The sequence below is a fragment of the Paraburkholderia sp. GW821-FHT02A12 genome (genome assembly GCF_059422005.1).
In genome coordinates, this window is sequence record NZ_JBWKWA010000001.1 from 783444 (window position 1) to 803083 (window position 19640).

Below are 19640 nucleotides of genomic sequence, written 5' to 3' on the forward strand. Positions count from 1 at the left end.
CCCAGTTACGGAAAGCTCAGACTATGAAGCTCGCGTTACGCAAGGCCCGTCTCATCGCGCATCTGTTGCACGGCATGTGGATTGTCGCGACACGTTTTCCCAAAACCGGCGCTGAAGTCCGTCATGCGCTCAATCGGGAATGGTCGCTGAAAATGCTGCGGCTGTGCGGCATGCGGCTCGTCGTGCATAACGACAGTGCGCGGCTCGATCGCGGCGCGCTGGTGGTCGCCAATCACATTTCGTGGATCGACATCTATGTGATCAATGCGTGGCGGCCCACGCCGTTCGTCTCGAAGGCCGAGATCCGTCAGTGGCCGGTGGTCGGCTGGCTCGCGCAGCAACTGGACACGGTGTTCATCCAGCGCGAAAAGCGCAGCGACGCGAAGCGGATCATGCATGAACTGGCTGACCGTCTGAGCGCGGGCGAACTGATGTGCGTGTTTCCGGAAGGCACCACGTCCAATGGCCTCGCGCTGCTGCCGTTTCACGCGAACATGTTCCAGGCGGCCGTGTCGGCGTCGGCGCCGGTTCAGCCGCTGTGCATCATGTACGAGGACGCGCAGGGTCGGCAGTCGACCGCGCCCGCCTATATCGACGACGTCACGCTGGCCGATTCGCTGAATATGCTGCTGCGCGGCGGGCCGCTGACCGCGCACGTGTATGTCGGCGCGCCGCTCGCGCCGGGCGCCGACCGGCGCACGCTGGCGGCGGAAGCGGAAGGGGTGATCGCCGCGGCATTGCGGGAGATGCAGGCGGGCACGGCGGGTTCCACAGCGGTGATCGCGGCGCAAGCCGCGTCGTCTGCCGTCACGCCGGCGCTGATCGACCCGGTCGAACCGTGCGACCCGTCCAGCCGTTCGGCTTAATTGCCGCCGTCCATCGGCACGCGGCAGCTTGCGCAATCGACCTGGGTGAGCGTGCGTTCTGCCGGATTGCTGGCAAGACGCACGGCCGAGAGCTTCTCGCCCCATACGCAGCCCGAGTCCAGGCCGATCAGGTTGTCGCGCAAGGTCAAGCCGAGCGCGGCCCAATGGCCGAAGACCACCGTGATATCGGCGGTCTTGCGCGACGGCACATCGAACCACGGCATATAGCCGGCCGGCGCGGAATTCAGGCCGCCGCTGGTGCTGAAATCCATCGTGCCTTCGAGATTGCAGAAGCGGATGCGCGTCAATGCCATGCACGTCACGCGCAGCCGGTCGATGCCTTTGAGGCCCGGCTTCCAGTAATTCGGCTCGTTGCCGTATAGGCCCGCGAGCGTCTCCTTCCAGGTCGGCGCGCGCAGCGCACGCTGCAATTCGTCGGCGAGTTCCAGGGTCAGGGCGGCGTCCCACTGCGGCAACACGCCCGCGTGCACCATCAGCATGCCGTTTTCAAAGTGTGCGAGCGGCCGGTGGCGGATCCATTCGAGCAGGTCCTCGGCGTCCGGTGCGGCGAGAATATCGTCGATCGTGTCGCCTTTTTTCGACTTGCGAATCCCCGCCGACACCGACAGCAGGTGCAGATCGTGATTGCCCAGCACCGGCACTGCGCGATCGCCGAGCGCGATGATGTCGCGCAGCGTGGCGAGCGATTCGGCGCCGCGGTTGATCAGGTCGCCGGCGAACCACAGCGGCGTGCCGGCCGGCGGCGCGGCCTTGGCCAGCAGTTGCTGGAACGGCGTGCGGCAGCCTTGCAGGTCGCCGAAGGCGAGAGGAAACGGGTGCGGCTCGGAGCGGTTGGTGGGGGCGGTGGAGGCTGTCATCGGGAGTCGGTGCAAAACGGTACGCGCTGTTACACGTTGATACGCGCGAGACGTGCCGCGTTGGGCGGTGCAACATATAAGCGTGACATAATAGCCCGTTTGAAGCACTGGTATTGCGACCCGTGCCGTCTGGAGCCGGGCGGCGGCGGCGCCGGCAAGGCCGCGCGCGATACTGCAACACAACAGGATGACCCTCGTGAACGGAGAAAGCATGTCGTCTTCCCATGCGAAACACCCTATCCGCACGCTCGTCACCGGGGCGAGTGGTTTCACTGGCCGCTATCTGGTTGATAACCTGCTCGCCAAAGGTCACACCGTGATCGAAACGGTGGCAGGACGCGACGAGCCCGAAACGCCGACGCGGCTCAGGCTCGACATCACGTCGCCCGACGCCTGCCGGCGCGTGATCGAAACGGCGCGGCCCGACTACATCGTGCATCTGGCGGCCATCAGCTTTGTGGGCCATAACGATCCGCTCGACTTCTATCGCGTCAACGTGATCGGCACGCTGAATCTGCTGGAGGCCTGCGCAGCAGTCGGCCACACGCCGCGCAAGCTGCTGATCGCGAGCAGCGCGAATGTTTACGGCAACGTCACCAGCGACGCCATCGACGAAACCTTTCCGGTCACGCCGGTCAATCACTACGCCGCCAGCAAGGCGGCCATGGAAACGATGGTCCGCACCTGGTTCGACCGGCTGCCGATTCTGATCGTGCGGCCGTTCAACTACACCGGTCGCGGGCAGGCATCGAACTTCCTCGTGCCGAAGATCGTCGAGCATTTTGCGCGGCGCGAGCCTTCCATTTCGCTCGGCAATATCGACGTTGCGCGTGATTTTTCGGACGTGCGCTACGTGGCGAGCGCTTATGAAGCCTTGCTCGATTCTGCGGTCGCTGGCGAAACGGTCAATGTCTGTACCGGCACGCCTTATACCCTGCGGGAGATTCTCTCGGCAGCGAGCGACCTGACCGGGCACGAGCTCGAGATACAGATCAATCCCGCGTTCGTGCGTCAAACCGACGTGAAAATGCTGGCTGGTTCGCCGGCCAAGCTGCGCTCGCTGGTGCCGGAAGTCGAGGCTATTCCCTTCATGGATACGCTGCGCTGGATGCTGGCGGCTTAGTCGAGGGCCTGGCTTGGTCAGGTGCCTGATCGGCGCCTTTCAACTCCTTTCAGCGTCTTTCACCGATATTCGTCCTGCATCGCAGCGCGCCGGCTCGTTACCGCGGACGCGTACGCATCTACTTGTCAATCGCGCGCGGCGCCTGGCCGCGCGATCGTGCCCCAACAGTCCGAACCAGGCGTCGATCAGGCGCGTGCCTTTCTGCGTCCGTGGGCTGCCGGCAGCAGCGCAGGTGGCAAATTGTCCCGAATCGACCTCAAGAGAAACTTGGTTTGTCAAGCTGTTTCAAGTTGTTAGGGTTCTGGTTTTTACCCGGGGCGGCTTTATAATCGTGGCTTCATAAGATTGGCGTCTGAGCGTCCGCTTGCGGTATGAGGATTGGCGACGGCGTTGACAAGAATCGAAAACCACAATTTGGGGCGTGTGCTCGGGCCTGCTGTGTCCGATCCACCACGAACATCTGGAAGGGAATTTCATGATCCTGGTAACGGGCGGCGCCGGTTTTATCGGCGCCAATTTCGTGCTCGACTGGCTCAATGCGTCGGACGAAGCGGTGCTGAACGTCGACAAGCTGACCTACGCCGGCAATCTCGGTACGCTCAAGTCGCAACAGGCGAATCCCCGCCATGTTTTCGTGCGGGCCGATATCTGCGATCGTGCTGCGCTCGACGCGCTCTTCGTCGAACACAAGCCGCGCGCCGTGCTGCATTTTGCTGCGGAAAGCCACGTGGATCGCTCGATTCACGGCCCGGCCGATTTCGTGCAAACCAACGTGGTCGGCACCTTCACGCTGCTCGAAGCGACCCGCAGCTACTGGAATGCGCTCGGCGAAGCCGACAAGGCCGCGTTCCGTTTCCTGCACGTCTCGACCGACGAGGTGTTCGGTTCGCTCTCCGCTACCGATCCGCAATTCTCCGAAACCACGCCGTACGCGCCGAATAGCCCCTATTCGGCCACCAAGGCGGGTTCCGACCATCTGGTGCGCGCCTACCATCACACGTATGGCCTGCCGGTGCTCACCACCAACTGCTCGAACAACTACGGTCCGTACCAGTTCCCCGAGAAGCTGATTCCGCTGATGATCGCCAATGCGCTGGGTGGCAAGGCGCTGCCGGTGTACGGCGACGGTCAGAACGTGCGCGACTGGCTGTATGTCGGCGACCATTGCAGCGCGATCCGCGAAGTGCTCGCGCGCGGCGTGCCGGGCGAGACGTACAACATCGGCGGCTGGAACGAGAAGAAGAACCTCGACGTCGTGCACACGCTGTGCGATCTGCTCGATCAGTTGCGGCCGAAGGCGGGCGCCTCGTACCGCGATCAGATCACCTATGTGAAGGATCGTCCGGGCCACGACCGCCGCTATGCGATCGACGCCCGCAAGCTCGAGCGCGAGCTCGGCTGGAAGCCGGCTGAAACGTTTGAAACCGGCCTCGCGAAGACGGTTCAGTGGTACCTGGACAATCAGGCATGGTCCGACGAAGTCGCTTCGGGTGAGTACCGGAAGTGGGTCGAGACCAACTACGCGCAGCGCGCGTAAGGGCACGGCTATGGCGCGCAAAGGCATTATTCTCGCAGGCGGATCGGGTACGCGGCTGTATCCGATTACCCATGTCGTATCCAAGCAGCTGCTGCCGGTCTACGACAAGCCGATGATCTACTATCCGCTGTCCACGCTGATGGTGGCGGGCATTCGCGACGTGCTGATCATCTCGACGCCGCAGGACACGCCGCGCTTCGAGACCATGCTCGGCGACGGCAGTCAGTGGGGCATGAATATTCAGTACGCCGTTCAGCCTTCGCCGGACGGCCTCGCGCAGGCGTTTATCATCGGCCGCGACTTCGTGGGCAACGATCCGTCGGCGCTGATTCTCGGCGACAACATTTTCTACGGCCACGATCTCGCGAAGCAGCTGGAACGCGCCAATGACAAGGATCAAGGCGCGACCGTCTTCGCGTATCACGTGCACGATCCGGAGCGGTACGGCGTCGTTGAATTCGACAAGCAGTTTCGCGCGCTGTCGATCGAGGAGAAGCCGGTCAAGCCGCGCTCCAACTACGCCGTCACCGGTCTGTACTTCTACGACAAGCAGGTTTGCGATATCGCCGCCGATATCAAACCGTCGCCGCGTGGCGAGCTTGAAATTACCGACGTCAACTCGCGTTATCTGGCGAACGCCGCACTCAATGTGGAAATCATGGGGCGTGGCTATGCGTGGCTCGACACGGGCACGCATGATTCGCTGATCGAAGCGGCAACCTTCATCGCGACGCTGCAAAAACGCCAGGGTCTGGTGGTTGCGTGTCCGGAAGAGATCGCATACCGGAAGCAGTGGATCGATGGAGAGCAACTGTTGACGCTCGCCAAACCGCTCGCGAAGAACGCCTACGGGCAGTATCTGCAAAACATTCTTACGGACCAAGTTGCATGGCCATCCAAGTAACCGCTACGGCGCTGCCCGAAGTCAAGATCATCGAGCCGAAGGTGTTCGGCGATGCGCGTGGCTTCTTCTTCGAAAGCTTCAATGCGCAGGAGTTTGCCGAGCAGGTCGAGCCTGGCGTCGAGTTCCTGCAGGACAACCACTCGCGCTCGGCGAGGGGCGTGTTGCGTGGGCTGCATTACCAGATCCAGCATGCGCAGGGGAAGCTCGTGCGGGTGGTTGAAGGCGAGGTGTTCGATGTGGCTGTCGACATCCGCAAGAGCTCGCCGAATTTCGGCAAGTGGGTCGGCGTGACGCTGTCGGTCGAGAATCATCGGCAGTTGTGGGTGCCGCCGGGTTTTGCGCACGGTTTCGTGGTGTTGTCCGAATCCGCGCAGTTCCTCTACAAGACCACCGATTACTGGTTCCCCGAGCATGAGCGCAGCATCGTCTGGAACGATCCGGCGATCGGCATCGAGTGGCCGATCGACTTCGAGCCGTTGCTGGCTGCGAAGGATGCGGCGGGTAAGCGCCTTGCCGATGCTGAAGTCTTCGCATAAGGGGCGGCAGCATGAGCGCACATGATGTCAGGCGGACGATTCTCGTCACCGGCGTGAATGGCCAGGTTGGCTTCGAACTCGCCCGCACGTTACAAGGGCTCGGACAAGTGGTGGCGGTCGATCGCTCGCGGCTGGATCTGTCCAATCTGGACCAGGTGCGTGCCGTGGTTCGCGAAGTTCGGCCGGCCCTGATCGTCAATCCCGCGGCCTATACCGCGGTCGACAAGGCTGAGGACGAATTCGACCTCGCCATGCGGATCAACGGCGAAGCGCCGGGTGTGCTGGCTGAAGAAGCGAAAAAGCTGGGTGCGGCGCTGATCCACTATTCGACCGATTATGTGTTCAACGGCGAGAAAGACGGCGCCTACGTCGAAGACGATCCGACCGATCCGCAGAACGCGTATGGGCGCACCAAGCTGGCCGGCGAGCAGGCGATCGCTGCCGCTGGCGTCAACCATCTGGTGCTTCGTACGAGCTGGGTGTACGGCACCCGCGGCAAGAATTTTCTGCTCACGATGCTGCGCCTCGGCGCAGATCGGCCTGAGTTGAAGGTCGTTGCCGACCAGTTCGGCGCGCCGACCTGGAGCAACACGATCGCCACGCTCACGGCGCATCTGGTTGCACAGGCGTTCGCCGCTGATGACAGCGCTGCGTGGTGGAACGAGTGCTCCGGCATCTACCACCTGTGCGCCGGCGACTCGACTTCGTGGCACGGTTTCGCCTCGGCCATTTTCGAACTGGCGAATCTGCCGAACCGGCCGAAGACGCTGCCGATTCCCGCATCCGACTATCCGACGCCGGCGAAGCGTCCATCCAATTCGAGGATGTCCAACGAGAAGCTGGCGCAGGTGTTCGGGCTAGCTGCTCCGCATTGGCGCGATGCCTTGCAACTGTGTCTGACGGACGCTTTTCCGGTGTCTCCCGCGGCCCGTTCTTAACCAGCTGGGACGCGCCCTTGCCCAAGCTCGCCACGTAGCGCAGCGCCGCAGCTGTCTAACGATAGTGAAAGGGGGCGGGGGTAGAATATCGACGGGTTGGGAGCCCCGCACAGGCTCGGCAATCGGGCGTAGACATGGCGCTGCTCATGACGGGCCCGTCGCGTGATCAACCTGATTGTGGGTTGTGCTGAGCGTTCATAGTCAGGGCACTTCCGTAATAAGTACGGTACTGAGAGGACTCTGTGAGTTTGTTACCGATCATCCTTTGTGGCGGAGCGGGGTCGAGGCTTTGGCCGGTTTCGCGTGAGTCGCACCCGAAGCCCTTCATCCGTCTCGCGGATGGCGAGAGCCTGCTGCAGAAGGCTTTCTTGCGGGCGGTCGCGCTGCCCGGCGTGAAAGAAGTGCTCACCGTAACGAACCGCGATCTGTTCTTCAAGACCGAAGACGACTTTCGCGAGGTGAACGCGAAAGGCTGTACAACCTCGTTCATTCTTGAACCGTTTGGCCGCAACACGGCCGCCGCGATCGCGACGGCCGCATTGCATACGGCGAAAGTGCATGGCGACAAGACGGTCATGCTCGTCCTGGCCGCCGATCATCTGATTGCCGACCAGCCGGCGTTCGCCGTGGCCGTCGAGGTTGCGAAGAAACTTGCGCAAGCGGGCAAGGTGGTGACCTTCGGCATGCATCCGGACACGCCGGAGACCGGCTACGGCTATATCGAAGCGGACGGCGAGAACGTGGTGCGCTTTGTCGAGAAGCCGTCGCTCGAAAAGGCTCGCGAGTATCTCGCCTCCGGCAAGTTCGTGTGGAACTCGGGCATGTTCTGCTTCACCGCCGGCACGATCCTGAAGGAGATGGAGCAGCATTGTCCCGAGATTCTCAGCGCGGCTGCCGAGTGTATGGAAAAGTCGCCATCTGCCGAGGGTAAGGACGGCGCGCAGATCCGTCTTGAGCCCGCGAGCTTCGGCGCCGTGCCGGAAGTGTCATTCGACTATGCGGTGATGGAGAAATGCGAACACGCCGCGGTGGTTCGTTGCGACATCGGCTGGACGGACGTCGGTTCGTGGACGGCGCTAAGCGATCTCTCGCCGCCGGACGGCAGCGGCAACCGCGTCGAAGGCGAAGCGCTGCTGCTCGACGTGAAGAATTGCTACCTGCGTGGCGGCGACCGCCTGATCGGCGCCGTGGGCATCGAAAATCTGATCGTCATCGACACACCGGACGCGCTTCTCGTCGCGGACCGGGAGCGGGCTCAGGACGTCAAGCAGATTTTTGCCGAACTCAAGGCGCGCGGCCACGAAACCTATAAGGTGCATCGCACGGTGCATCGGCCGTGGGGTACCTATTCGGTGCTCGAAGAAGGCCCGCGCTTCAAGATCAAACGCATCGAGGTCAAGCCGGGCGCGAGCCTCAGCTTGCAGATGCATCATCATCGCAACGAGCATTGGGTGGTGGTCAGCGGAATGGCCAAGGTCGTCAACGGAGACCAGGAGTTCTTCGTGTCGACCAATGAGTCGACCTACATCCCGGCGGGTCACAAACACCGCCTCGAGAATCCGGGCGTAGTCGAGCTCGTGATGATCGAAGTGCAGAGCGGCGAATATCTAGGCGAAGACGACATCGTCCGCTTTGAAGACATTTACGGACGTACTTGAGATGGATATCAGTTTTATCAACGATACGGAAGACCTGACCCGCCATACCGAAACCGACGATCTGCTCGTCGGCATGAAAGCGATGCGGGTGTGGGGCACGCTGGGCTGGCATGACATTCGTCAGCGTTACCGCCGCTCGGTGCTCGGGCCTTTCTGGTTCACATTGAGCACGATCATCATGGTCGTGGTGCTGGGCGCGCTGTATTCCACGCTGCTGCACCAGGAAATTTCCAACTATCTGCCCTATCTTGCCGTTGGTCTGGTGATCTGGGCTTATCTTGCGGCGGTTGCCAATGAAGGCTGCATAGCCTTCATTGGCGCGGCGTATCTCATCAAGCAGATTCGCCTGCCGCTCACCGTGCACGTATGCCGGATCGCGTGGCGCAATTTTGTGATTCTGCTGCACAGCTTGCCAGTGGTCGTGGTCCTGTTGCTCGTCTTCGGGCGCTGGCCCGGGTGGGAGTTTATGCTGGTTCCGCTCGCGCTCGCCATGCTGCTGCTGCACGGCGTCTGGCTCGGCGTGACGCTCGGCGTGCTGTGCGCGCGTTTTCGCGACATTCCGCCGATCGTGACCAATCTGATTCAGGTCGTGTTCTTCTTCACGCCCGTCATGTGGTCACCTGAAATTCTGAAGGACCGTGCCTGGGTTGCCGAATACAACCCGCTTTACCACCTGATCGAAACGGTGCGTGCGCCGTTGACCGGCCGCCCGACCCATTGGGAATCGTGGGCCTGGTCGTTTGGTTTGCTGATCGTAGGCTTTGCCTTCGCGCAAATCCTGATGAAACGTTTCCGTAATCGCGTTCCTTACTGGCTTTGATATTGTGAGTTCTTCATCGATTGTTGCTCGTAACATCTCCGTCGAATTTCCGATTTACGAGAACTCCCATCGCTCACTGAAAAAGGCGGTGCTCAATCTCACGACGGGTGGCCGGATCGGCCAGGATGCCGGTCGTCACGCGGTTGTCAAAGCGATCGACGACCTCAGCTTCAGCTTCACCGAAGGCGATCGTGTCGGTTTGATCGGCCACAACGGCTCGGGCAAGACAACCCTGCTGCGCACGCTGTCGGGCGTGTACGCGCCGGTGCGCGGCGAGCTCAAGGTGCACGGCAAGATTGCTTCGCTGCTGGACGTTTCGATGGGCCTCGATCCCGACGCGACCGGCTTCGAGAACATCTATCTGCGCGGCATTCTCGACGGCCTGAAACCGGCGCGCATCCGCAGCAAGATCGACGAGATCGCCGATTTCAGCGAATTGGGCGACTACCTGAATCTGCCGGTGCGCACCTATTCGAGCGGGATGATGCTGCGTCTCGCGTTCGCGATTTCGACCAGTGTCGAAGCCGACATCCTGATCATGGACGAGTGGCTCAGCGTGGGCGATGCGGAGTTCAGCATCAAGGCAGCCGAGCGTCTCGAGAGCCTGGTTGGCAAGGCTTCAGTGCTGGTGGTTGCGTCGCACGATCCGTCGCTGGTGGCGCGGGTGTGCAACCGCAAGATTTCCATGGAGCACGGCAAGATGATCGCCGACGAACCGGTGATCGCGCCGCAGCTGAGCGAAGGGCCGCTGGTCAGCCAGTCGGCGCAGTTGCCGCATTAATTTCCGCAAACGGGTGTGCCGAACCCGGTCGTATGACCGCGGGGCTGCCCGGTGCGTGCCCCACAGGCGCAACAAGGTTCGAATGTCATGCGAGCTAATCATCCATTTCTGCGGTACTCCGAGTCTTTGCTGGTGCGACAGCCGTTTCGCACGCTCAAGGGCTTTGCCGGCGGCTATATCGCCTATCCGATTGCCGAGAGCCGCGAAAAGCGCAGCGTCCGTCCAAAGATCGAAGAGTTGCGGCAGCACTATGTGCTGCCGATGCCGGAGCGCCGCCGCATCGCGCTCGACCGGCTGGCCGGCATGCTCGAGTTCGCCGGCGCACAAGTGCCGTATTATCGCGACCTGTTTCAGGCGCGGCAGTTCGATCCGGCGAAGGTCAAGCAGGACCCGCGCTATCTGGACGAGCTTCCGTATCTGACCAAGGACATCATCCGCGAGCAGGGGCCGCGCCTGCTGTCGGGGCCGCTCGAAGCGGGCCGGCATCACGCGTGCAAGACCGGCGGCTCGACCGGACTGTCGACCACGATCTACTACGATCAGGTCGGCGCTGATTATTCATCGGCTGTGACGTTCTATGCGCGCGAACGGATCGGCAAGCTGCGCCATCGCTCGGAACTGCACTTTGCCTGCCGCTTCCCGGATCAGGTGATTCCGGAATGGCCGTCGCGTGAAGACTTCAAGTGCTTCGCGATGAATCGCAGCAACATTTTCTTCGATCGCATCGACGATCAGGGTCTCGAAGAAATGTGGCAGACGCTCAAGCGCCGCAAGCCGTACCTGGCGCACTCGCATCCGTCGACCATGTATGCGCTCGCTTGCTATGTGCAGCGCAAGTACGGCGGCGGCAAAGCATTCGAGGTGTTCGAGTCGAGCGGCGAACTGCTCGAGCCGCATGCGCGCGAGATGATTGCGTCGGCGCTGCGTTGCCGGGTGATTGACCGCTACGGTCTCGCCGAGCTCGGCGTGATGGCCTATGAGCTCGACGGACACGACGGCGGTTTCCAGATTCTCGAATCCGAAGGATGGCCGGAGAGCCGCGTGTCCGAAGGCAATCCCGACGGTGCGCACGAACTCGTGTTCACGGGTTTCCGCAACCGGTTGATGCCGTTGATCCGCTACGCGACGGGCGACCTCGCGCGCGTGGAAGAGACCGCGAAGGGCTTCTTCCTGACGAACGTCGTCGGACGGATTCATGACGTCGTGCCGATCAACGGCGTGGCGCATCCGACGCACCATATCCAGGACATGCTCGACCATCGCGTCGGCGGGATTCAGGAGTTTCAGATCGATCTGCGAACCACGCCGCCGACCCTGCGGATCGTGCTCGAGCCGTTCGCAAACGCAGAAGAAACGACCAACAAGCTGCGTCACTTCTGGCAGGACGCTTTCACGATTGCTTATGTTGGGCACGACGATCTGGTGCGCGTCGGCAGCCGGGCCAAATTTCGCCACGTGGTGACCGCATGATCGGAATTCTGTTCTCAGACGCGTCGGCAGAGGCCGGCCAATATGTATTGGCGGCCGTGCAGCGCTCTGTCAGCGCCACCCAGGCGCAATCGATCTCGCGCAGTGCGTTGCGCTCGATCGCGCCGGGCGTGGTATTCGCAGTCGACGTGCCCGACGATTGGGGCGTCGACCTGCTCGAATGGTTGCGCGATCAACCACGCAAGCTCGTGGTGTTCGGCCGCGTGCCCGCCGCGCTGGCGCAGCATCTGAACTATCAGGCTGAGGCGTTGCCGGCCGAGTTGGCAACTGCGAGCCGCAGTGAGTCGACGCCATCAGGCGAAGCGCGTGAGAGCGGCGCGGTTGTGCGTTACACAGCGTTGGCGCAAGCACTAGGTGGGCGGCAATGGCGCCGGCCATTCGAGCGTTTCGACTTCACCGACGAATGGAACAATCTCGGCTTCGGCGCCGTTCGCGGCGACGGCTCGATCTGGGCGGTCTCGCAAGCGGGCCAGGCTCCCGCGGACGCGGAGCTCGCATCGGTCGATATAGCGGGTGAGCGGCGATTCTCGTACGCAGCGCTGTGGGACGCCGGCCCGGCGAGCGTGCTGTGGTTCAACCGCGCGGTCGGCCCGTGCGATTCATTCGAGTGGCGCACCGTCGAAAATTTCCTGTCGGGCTACCGGTCGCAAACGCTGCTGTGTCATCCGGTGCTGAGCGAGCTGCCGTGGGGCTACGACGCCGCGATTACGTCGCGGCTCGATTGCGACGAAGACGTCGAGTCGGCGCGTCCGTTGTGGCAGACCTATCAACGCCTGGGCGTGCCTTTCACCCTGGCTGTTCACACGCAAAACCTGAGCCGCGCGGAGCATCACGGCATTCTTCGCGAACTGCTGGCTGACAAGGACGGCGCGGTGCTCTCGCACACGGCGACGCACGCGCCGAACTGGGGCGGCAGCTACGGCGCCGCGCTCGAAGAAGGGCGTCAATCCGCGGCCTTGCTCAAAGAGGTGACCGGCAAGCCGGTGCGCTACGCCGTTTCGCCGTTTCACCAGTCGCCGCCGTATGCGATGCGAGGCCTGGCTGATGCCGGCTACGAAGGATGCATCGGCGGGATCATCCGCAACGATCCGGAGTTCCTGGCGGCCCGTGGCGGCGCGTTGGCGGGCCTGCCGGCAGGCTTCATCGGGCATAGCCAGCAGTGCATGCTGCACGGCGATTGCATGCTCAAGGCGGGCGATCCGCTGGCCATTTTCAAGCAGGCCTTCGATCTTGCCTACGAAACCAATACGCTGTTCGGCTATCTCGACCATCCGTTCTCCGAACGTTATCAGTATGGTTGGCCGGACGAGCCGTTGCGCATCGTTGCGCACGAGCAGTTCATTGCGTACATCAGGAGCCGGGCGCAAAAGCCGCTCTTCATGAACGAAGAAGCCGCGCTCGATTTTCTCAAGCTCAGATCGCTGACGCAGGTGATCGAAGAAGGCGGCGTATTCCGTATCCAGACTCCGTCTGGCGGCGCAGCGCCTTTGGCACTGGGCGTCGAGTTTCGCGGTGCTCACGTGCAGGTCGAGGTCGGGAAGCCATTGCAATGAAAGTCATGGTTGTGATGGGCACGCGGCCCGAGGTCATCAAGCTGGCGCCGGTCGTGCGTGCGTTGCGCGCCGAGGTCGACACCATCGTTTGCGCGAGCGGCCAGCACAAGGAAATGGCTGCGCAGGCGCTCGAATTCTTCGGCATCGAACCGGATATCACGCTCGACACGATGAGCCCGGGGCAATCGCTGAATGCGTTGTCGTCGCGCCTGTTGGCCGCGCTCGACCGGGCGCTGGAGCAGGTGCGTCCCGATTGGGTGATCGTGCAAGGCGATACGACGACGGCGTTTTGCGCCGGCCTCGCGGCGTTTCATCGCGGGATTCCGGTTGGACACGTGGAAGCCGGCTTGCGCACCGGCGATCTGGCGAGCCCGTTTCCCGAGGAAGCGAATCGCAGCCTGCTGAGCCGCATCACGACGCTGCATTTCGCCCCTACCGAGCTTGCCCGCCAGAATCTGCTGAACGAGGGAATTGCAGCGGAAAGAATCGTCGTCACGGGCAACACGGTGGTCGACGCGATTGCGGCAGTGCGCCGGAGTTGGGACGATACGCCCCCGGAAAGTCCGTTGCCGGAATGGCAAGGCGCCGAGAAGCAGCACATTCTCGTCACCTGCCATCGGCGTGAAAATTTCGGCGAGGTGCTGCAAGGCATCTGCCGCGTGCTGCGCGATCTGTGCCAACGCTATAGCGATTATCGGTGGGTCTTCCCGGTGCATTTGAATCCAGCCGTGCGCGGGCCTGTGCTGCGTGAACTGGATGGCATCTCGAACCTCGCCTTGATCGAGCCGGTCGATTATCCGACCAGCCTTTACCTGATCAGCCGCAGCGCGTTGGTGGTGAGCGATTCGGGCGGTATTCAGGAAGAAGCGCCGACCTTCGGCGTGCCGGTCGTCGTGATGCGCAATCATACCGAGCGGCGCGAAGGCGTCGATGCAGGCTTTGCGACGCTGGCCGGTCAGGCGGCGGAGAGTATCGAACGCGCGGCGATCGGCTGGCTCGACGATCCGGCGCGCCGTGAGGCGCTGCGCAATCGCGCGAACCCGTATGGCGACGGCCTCGCGTCGCAGCGCATTCTCGAGAGCCTGCTGGGCCGCCCCGTTGAGGTGTTCAGTGGTTGAGCGCGAGAACAGCGTGCGCGCCGCGCGAGACACCGTGTTGTTTTCGACTGCCGACTGGGACGAACCTTATTGGACGAACAAGCAGCATACGGCGAGCATTCTGGCCGCGCGCGGCTGGCGGGTGCTGTATGTGGAGAGCGTCGGGTTCCGTTCGCCGAAGGTCGGCAGCGGGCGCGACTGGGCCCGCTTGTGGCGCCGCTTGTGGCGCGGCATGCAGTCGCTCGTCGTCGGGCCGCCGCGGCGTGCCGCGAACATCTGGGTGTTGTCGCCACTGATGGTGCCCGCCAAGCATCACTGGCCGTTTGTGCGTGCGCTGAATCAGGCGTTGCTGCGCTGGTCGGTGAGCCGGTTCGCGAAAGGACATCGGTTCGTCGAACCGGTTGTGTGGACCTACCACCCGTTCATGCTGGACGCGATCGCCACACTCGAGCGCGGGCCGCTCGTTTATCACTGCGTCGACGATATCGCTGCGATTCCGGGCGTCGATGTCGCTGCGTTCAACGATGCGCAGAAAGCGCTGCTCGCGCAATGCGAAGCTGTTTTCACGACTGCGAAATCGTTGCAGGAGACGTGCCTGCCGTATAACCCGAACACGCATTATTTCGGCAACGTGGTGGACGACGCGCACTTCGCTCAGGCGCGTGAAGCGGGGCCGTTGCCTGCCGAACTGGCGGCTATTCCCGAACCGCGACTCGTGTATCACGGCGTGCTTTCCGACTTCAAGGTTGACTTTCCGTTGCTCTTGCAGACTGCACAGGCGCGGCCGGCATGGCAGTGGATCGTCATCGGCGAGGAGCGTGAGGGGCAGCGCAGCGACTTGCTGGCGCAACTGGCGCGCTTGCCGAATGTGCATCTGCTCGGCTATCGCAGCTATCGAAACTTGCCGCAGTATTTGCGCGGCATGCAGGTCGGCGTGTTGCCGACTTTGCTGAACGAGTACACGCGTTCGATGTTCCCGATGAAGTTTTACGAGTACCTGGCGGCGGGTTTGCCGGTGGTGTCGACGCCGCTCGACTTCGCGAAAGAGCCGCGCGCAGGTCTCGAAGTGGGCGGAGATCTTCAGGCCATTGTCGCGGCGATCGAGAAACAGCTCGCGCGCGGCAAGCTGAGCGCCGACGAGGCGCGGGCGGCGGTGGGCGACAACACGTGGGAGCGGCGGCTGGACAAGATGCTGGCCATCACGTTTCATGTCGGCGATCGGGATGGATCGGGCAAGCCGGCCTCGCTGGGTGCGGCTGCATGAAAGTTCTCCACATCTACCGCACCTATTTTCCCGATCCGCCTGGCGGCCTGCAGGAGGCCATCAGGCAAATCAGCCTCTCTACGCGGGCCTGCGGTGTCGATCCGCGGATTTTCACGTTGTCGCCCAACCCGGTGCCGCGCGACATCCAGTTTCCCGAGGGCATCGTCACCCGCTCGCGCTCGTGGGCGGCGCCCGCTTCGTGCGACCTTGGGGGGCTCGACTCATTGCGACAGTATCGTGCGCAGGCCGAATGGGCCGATGTCCTGCACTTCCACTTTCCCTGGCCTTTCGCGGACGTGCTGCACCTGCTGGGCCGCGCCAACAAGCCTGCGGTGATGACCTACCACTCGGACGTGGTGCGCCAGCGGGCGCTTGGGTATGTGTACGGGCCGTTGATGCGCTCGACCTTGCGCGCGATGTCAGCGGTGGTAGCGACGTCACCGGTCTATGCGCAAAGCAGTGCCATCCTGACCAGTGTCGTCGACAAGCAACGCCTGAAAGCTATTCCGCTGGGCATGATCGATTACCGCGATGATCCGGAACTCGGGCGTTTTGCGCCTGATTGCCTGGAACGGCTTGCGCTTGGGAACGAGCCATACGTTCTGGCGTTGGGCGTGTTGAGGTACTACAAAGGGCTTCACACGCTGATCGAGTCGGCGCCATCGATCGCTTCAAAAATTGTGATTGCCGGTTCCGGGCCGGAACTGGAGCGTCTGACCTCGCTTGCCAAACGGGTCGGCGCGTCAAACGTCGTGTTCGCGGGGCAGGTGTCGCACGAAGAAAAGGTGGCGTTGCTGAACGGGTGCCGTGCGCTGGTCATGCCGTCGCATTTGCGCTCGGAAGCGTTCGGTATGGTGCTGGTCGAGGCTGAGATGTTCGGCAAGCCGATGGTGTGCTGCGAGATGGGTTCGGGCACTTCCTATGTGAACGAGCATGACGTGACGGGCTTTGTGGTGCAGCCCGAGGCGCCGGAGCAATTTGCCGCGGCGGTCAACGAGTTGGTTCGGGATGAAGCGCTCGCGCGGAGAATGGGGGCGGCCGCGCGGGAGCGGTATGAGCGGCTGTTTTCGGGGCCTGCGCTGGGGAATGCTTATCGGGGGCTTTATGCGGAGGTATTGGGGGGGTAGCAGATCGCCCAAGCCGGACTGGTCCATATTGAATGTGAGCGTTTTTTCCGACACCGAGCGTTATGAATTAGAGCTCTTCGTGACTTTGAGGGCGTCAGACGAGCGGGATCGAATCGTCAATAGCTGGGCTCATATAAAAAACTCCACGACGGCTTCTGTTTTGCACGGGGCTACGCCAAACGAGGAACTGGTTTCCGATATATTGACTTTTGAGCGGTCGCGTGTCGTTGAGCTTTCGCACGAGTTGGACGCGGCACGCCGAACTATCCGTGATATCAAAGAATCCCCATCGTGGAAGCTGACCGGGCCGCTGCGGTCTTTGGTGTCAGCACTGCGACGGATGAAGTTGGGGCATAGCTGAGACATCTTCGGCATTGCGGGACCCAATCCTCTCGCGCGAGTCGCGAGTGAGACGTGCGCTTTTCAGAAGCATGCCGCTCTGAGTCGATGGGTGGCACCGACTCGACTGCGCTACAAACCTACAACGGTCTGCCTTCGTTCTTGCCGAACCGAATGTAATGCTCAGCGCCGGATTTGAACTGTCCATTCGCTATGGCTTGTTCAACATCGGGGTTGCGGGAAAGATACGATGCTTCGTCGTATCTGGGAATTCGTGTTGCGTAGAGCAGCACTGACGGACCAGCGTCATGGTCCTTGTCTTCAATACCGATAATGACCGTCATCCCCAGGTCTTCAAGCACGCCGATGAGATTTTCGCGGGTCATCCATTGGCTGTATGGGGCCGTCCCGCCGGCAAATTTCGGATCGTCAAGGAATTGCAGGTAGCTGTGCCGATAGGTGTTGATGGTCCTTCCTTGAAACTCCGAGACTGTGGGCGTGTTGCTCACGTGACGTTTCATCCGCTCGTTGGTTTTGGCAACCACGGGGTCATAATAATGTGTCCAGATACACAGGGAATCTGAGGCATGTGTCATGTCATCCAGAAGCGAAATTGGGTTAGCCATGTGGTAAAGAACACCGATGGCGACAACCAAATCAAACTTCTGATTTCTCTTTGCGAGCAGTTGCCGGAAGTCTCCGAACATAAATTCTGCTTCGAATTTTAAGGCGTTCTGGACGAGCAGGCATTTGAGAAACGCCTTGGAATTCGACTCAATTGCAACAATTCGAGCCGCACCGGCCGTCGACATCATGTAGGTATGTCCACCCTCAAGCGGGCCAAGCTCCAAGACGTTCTTGTTGTTGAATCCACCGCATTGGGCTGCCAGCCAGTTGATACGATGATCGTCAAAAAGGGGTACGGACCCCAAGCCATATCCAGGTACGTAGGAAATCCACGATCCATCAAAAAGCGAAAACGCAAGGTTGTGACTCGGTGTTTCGAGCGTATATAGATCTAGAGCCGTTTCTTTCAAGACGAACTCCCAGTATCTCTGGACAACGATGAATTGATTGTAGCAAAGCAGGCGCAAGTCTCCGGTCATATGTGCTGCGCGACAATCCCGCCGTATGCTCGGGCGAACCGCCGTCGGACGGTTCGTTCATCTTGCGTTGTTCGTTGCGTATTTATCCTTCAATGAGCCGAAGTCTTTGTAGTTGGCTTGGTCGCAGGGGAGAACAGCAGATTTGTGAACGTCTGTTTTCCGTCATTCACAAATACTTCCACCGACTCTACGTCTAGTAAAACCAAGAACCGGAGGTGGTGCTTGACAGGAATCGCCCGAGTTGTCTGCGGCGCTTTGTCAGTGTCAAAAACGTAGCCCGCGTAGCTGCGCCGGTCTACCGAGACTTCGGAGAGCCCAGCATCGTAGCGAACGGAAAACTGTTGACCTCCGTGTTCGAATGCAGCGAGTTCAAATTTTCCACTACTTGTTGGGCGCAAGGTAATGTCGGTCTTGATCAGTGCGGGAACGGAGGTCTGAATCATTTTGACAGGGTGCGCGTCATCGAGTGCGACGTTTATGGTTCGTTCGCGCATAGGAACAATTGCGGCCCGGATCGGTTTTTGAGTCAGGTAGTAGCCGGACTCATCGTATTGCAGAGTGACATCCCGCGGAATCGTCATTGAGCCGCGGTACTTGGAGGTCGGCAGGGTTTTCGCGTAAGTCCAGTTAGCCATCCACCCGATCATCGTGCGATGGCTCAGATGCGCTGTCGGTGTTTGCCAAGTTCGTGATGCGTAATTGTCACTGCCGTAGTCCAGCCACTTGGTGTCGGCTGCGCTAGATATGTTTTTGAATGTCTTCCCGTCGAAGTCTCCGACGAAGTATCTAGTCCCGAAGCTTCCGCTTGGAGCGCCATGTTGAACACTCACGACCAATACCCACTTGATCTCCGTTTTTCCGTTTCTCCTCACCTGCAGCGGAAATATATCGGGACATTCCCAAGGGACTTCCGAGCCCGACTCTTCCTTGCCAAACTCACCCACTTTTGACCATTGCTTCAGATTGGGCGAGTTGTAGAAGCACACTCTGTCACCGCACGAAATTACCATCGCCCATTTTGAATCGCCACCAAACCAAAAGACTTGAGGGTCTCGAAATGTTTCGCTGTTGTTGTAGGGAAGTACTGGATTACCCCGGTACTTCTTCCAGATTGTGCCGTTGTCAAGACTGTATGCGATCGCCTGCCGCTGCCCACTCCCTGCGCCGAAGGTATCAGCGAGCGTGTACACGGCTACCATCGGCGGATGTTCGCTGGTCCCGAGGCCACTTGTGTTCTTGCTATCGAATACGGCGCTTCCGGAAAAGATCATTCCTTCCACTGCGGTATTCCCGATGCGCTTGTCAGGACTTAGAGCGACGGGCTGGGTTTGCCAGTGCACCAAGTCTCGACTTGTTGCGTGCCCCCAATGCATAGGCCCCCAGACCATGGGGTCTTTGAATTGACCGTCAGCAAGGGCCCATCCACCGTTGTAATACTGGTAAAACAAGTGATAGAGGCCGTTAATTTTCACCAATCCGCTGGGATCATTCATCCAGCCACTGGCCGGAGTGAAGTGATAGATAGGGCGATCTTGCGCGGCATTGACTTGCCAAGATAGCAGGCACATCGCGAGAATTGCTGTTTGTGCGAATCTTTTCACTTGAGTTCTCGTTTCTTCGACAGT

17 protein-coding genes are annotated in these 19640 nt (G+C 61.0%); 14 read left to right on the top strand and 3 right to left on the bottom strand.

Translation table 11 applies throughout. The features are described 5' to 3' along the window. Window positions 1-23 precede the first annotated feature (23 nt). The gene (locus AC07WT_RS03585; RefSeq protein WP_494946071.1) at window positions 24-866 is read left to right on the top strand and encodes a lysophospholipid acyltransferase family protein; all 843 of its coding nucleotides are present in this window, start codon (window positions 24-26) and stop codon (window positions 864-866) included. Here the strand turns inward: AC07WT_RS03585 and AC07WT_RS03590 are convergent. Next, a complete protein-coding gene (locus AC07WT_RS03590) occupies window positions 863-1744 on the bottom strand; it encodes a symmetrical bis(5'-nucleosyl)-tetraphosphatase (protein ID WP_494946072.1) in 882 nt (293 codons plus the stop codon). The genes AC07WT_RS03585 and AC07WT_RS03590 overlap by 4 nt on opposite strands. Before the next feature lie 211 nt (window positions 1745-1955). On the opposite strand from AC07WT_RS03590, the gene AC07WT_RS03595 reads away from it, so the two are divergent. The 13 genes from AC07WT_RS03595 (at window position 1956) to AC07WT_RS03655 (ending at window position 16570) form a co-directional block, all read left to right on the top strand. Beyond that, a complete protein-coding gene (locus AC07WT_RS03595; RefSeq protein ID WP_492592549.1) occupies window positions 1956-2867 on the top strand; it encodes a GDP-mannose 4,6-dehydratase in 912 nt (303 codons plus the stop codon). Between the two features lie 475 nt (window positions 2868-3342). Further along, the gene (gene rfbB / locus AC07WT_RS03600; RefSeq protein WP_494946073.1) at window positions 3343-4404 is read left to right on the top strand and encodes a dTDP-glucose 4,6-dehydratase; all 1062 of its coding nucleotides are present in this window, start codon (window positions 3343-3345) and stop codon (window positions 4402-4404) included. A gap of 10 nt (window positions 4405-4414) precedes the next feature. Beyond that, on the top strand, window positions 4415-5308 hold the full coding sequence (rfbA, locus tag AC07WT_RS03605) for a glucose-1-phosphate thymidylyltransferase RfbA (RefSeq protein WP_494946074.1): 894 nt from the start codon (window positions 4415-4417) through the stop codon (window positions 5306-5308). Further along, entirely contained in the window at window positions 5293-5844 is a 552-nt protein-coding gene (gene rfbC / locus AC07WT_RS03610) for a dTDP-4-dehydrorhamnose 3,5-epimerase (RefSeq protein WP_494946075.1), read from the top strand. The genes rfbA and rfbC overlap by 16 nt, the downstream gene beginning before the upstream one ends. Before the next feature lie 11 nt (window positions 5845-5855). After that, window positions 5856-6782, top strand: a complete 927-nt coding sequence (rfbD, locus tag AC07WT_RS03615) for a dTDP-4-dehydrorhamnose reductase (RefSeq protein ID WP_494946076.1) — start codon at window positions 5856-5858, stop codon at window positions 6780-6782. Between the two features lie 242 nt (window positions 6783-7024). Further along, the gene (locus AC07WT_RS03620; protein ID WP_494946077.1) at window positions 7025-8440 is read left to right on the top strand and encodes a mannose-1-phosphate guanylyltransferase/mannose-6-phosphate isomerase; all 1416 of its coding nucleotides are present in this window, start codon (window positions 7025-7027) and stop codon (window positions 8438-8440) included. 1 nt (window position 8441) lies between these two features. After that, entirely contained in the window at window positions 8442-9260 is an 819-nt protein-coding gene (locus tag AC07WT_RS03625) for an ABC transporter permease (protein ID WP_494946078.1), read from the top strand. A 4-nt stretch (window positions 9261-9264) separates the two neighbouring features. Further along, window positions 9265-10041: an ABC transporter ATP-binding protein gene (locus tag AC07WT_RS03630; RefSeq protein ID WP_494946079.1), complete on the top strand. Its 777-nt coding sequence runs from the start codon at window positions 9265-9267 to the stop codon at window positions 10039-10041. Between the two features lie 87 nt (window positions 10042-10128). Beyond that, entirely contained in the window at window positions 10129-11511 is a 1383-nt protein-coding gene (locus tag AC07WT_RS03635; RefSeq protein ID WP_494946080.1) for a phenylacetate--CoA ligase family protein, read from the top strand. After that, window positions 11508-13082: a polysaccharide deacetylase gene (locus AC07WT_RS03640; RefSeq protein WP_494946081.1), complete on the top strand. Its 1575-nt coding sequence runs from the start codon at window positions 11508-11510 to the stop codon at window positions 13080-13082. The genes AC07WT_RS03635 and AC07WT_RS03640 overlap by 4 nt, the downstream gene beginning before the upstream one ends. Continuing rightward, on the top strand, window positions 13079-14200 hold the full coding sequence (wecB, locus tag AC07WT_RS03645; RefSeq protein WP_492592559.1) for a non-hydrolyzing UDP-N-acetylglucosamine 2-epimerase: 1122 nt from the start codon (window positions 13079-13081) through the stop codon (window positions 14198-14200). The genes AC07WT_RS03640 and wecB overlap by 4 nt, the downstream gene beginning before the upstream one ends. Further along, window positions 14193-15443, top strand: coding sequence for a glycosyltransferase (locus AC07WT_RS03650; RefSeq protein ID WP_494946082.1), 1251 nt, complete (start codon window positions 14193-14195; stop codon window positions 15441-15443). Before wecB ends, AC07WT_RS03650 begins: the two co-directional genes overlap by 8 nt. Further along, window positions 15440-16570, top strand: a complete 1131-nt coding sequence (locus AC07WT_RS03655) for a glycosyltransferase (protein WP_494946083.1) — start codon at window positions 15440-15442, stop codon at window positions 16568-16570. Before AC07WT_RS03650 ends, AC07WT_RS03655 begins: the two co-directional genes overlap by 4 nt. A gap of 479 nt (window positions 16571-17049) precedes the next feature. Here the strand turns inward: AC07WT_RS03655 and AC07WT_RS03660 are convergent, their stop codons facing one another. Then, on the bottom strand, window positions 17050-17946 hold the full coding sequence (locus AC07WT_RS03660) for a class I SAM-dependent methyltransferase (RefSeq protein ID WP_494946084.1): 897 nt from the start codon (window positions 17944-17946) through the stop codon (window positions 17050-17052). 158 nt (window positions 17947-18104) lie between these two features. Then, the gene (locus AC07WT_RS03665; protein ID WP_494946085.1) at window positions 18105-19616 is read right to left on the bottom strand and encodes a glycoside hydrolase family 32 protein; all 1512 of its coding nucleotides are present in this window, start codon (window positions 19614-19616) and stop codon (window positions 18105-18107) included. Between the last annotated feature and the right edge of the window lie 24 nt (window positions 19617-19640).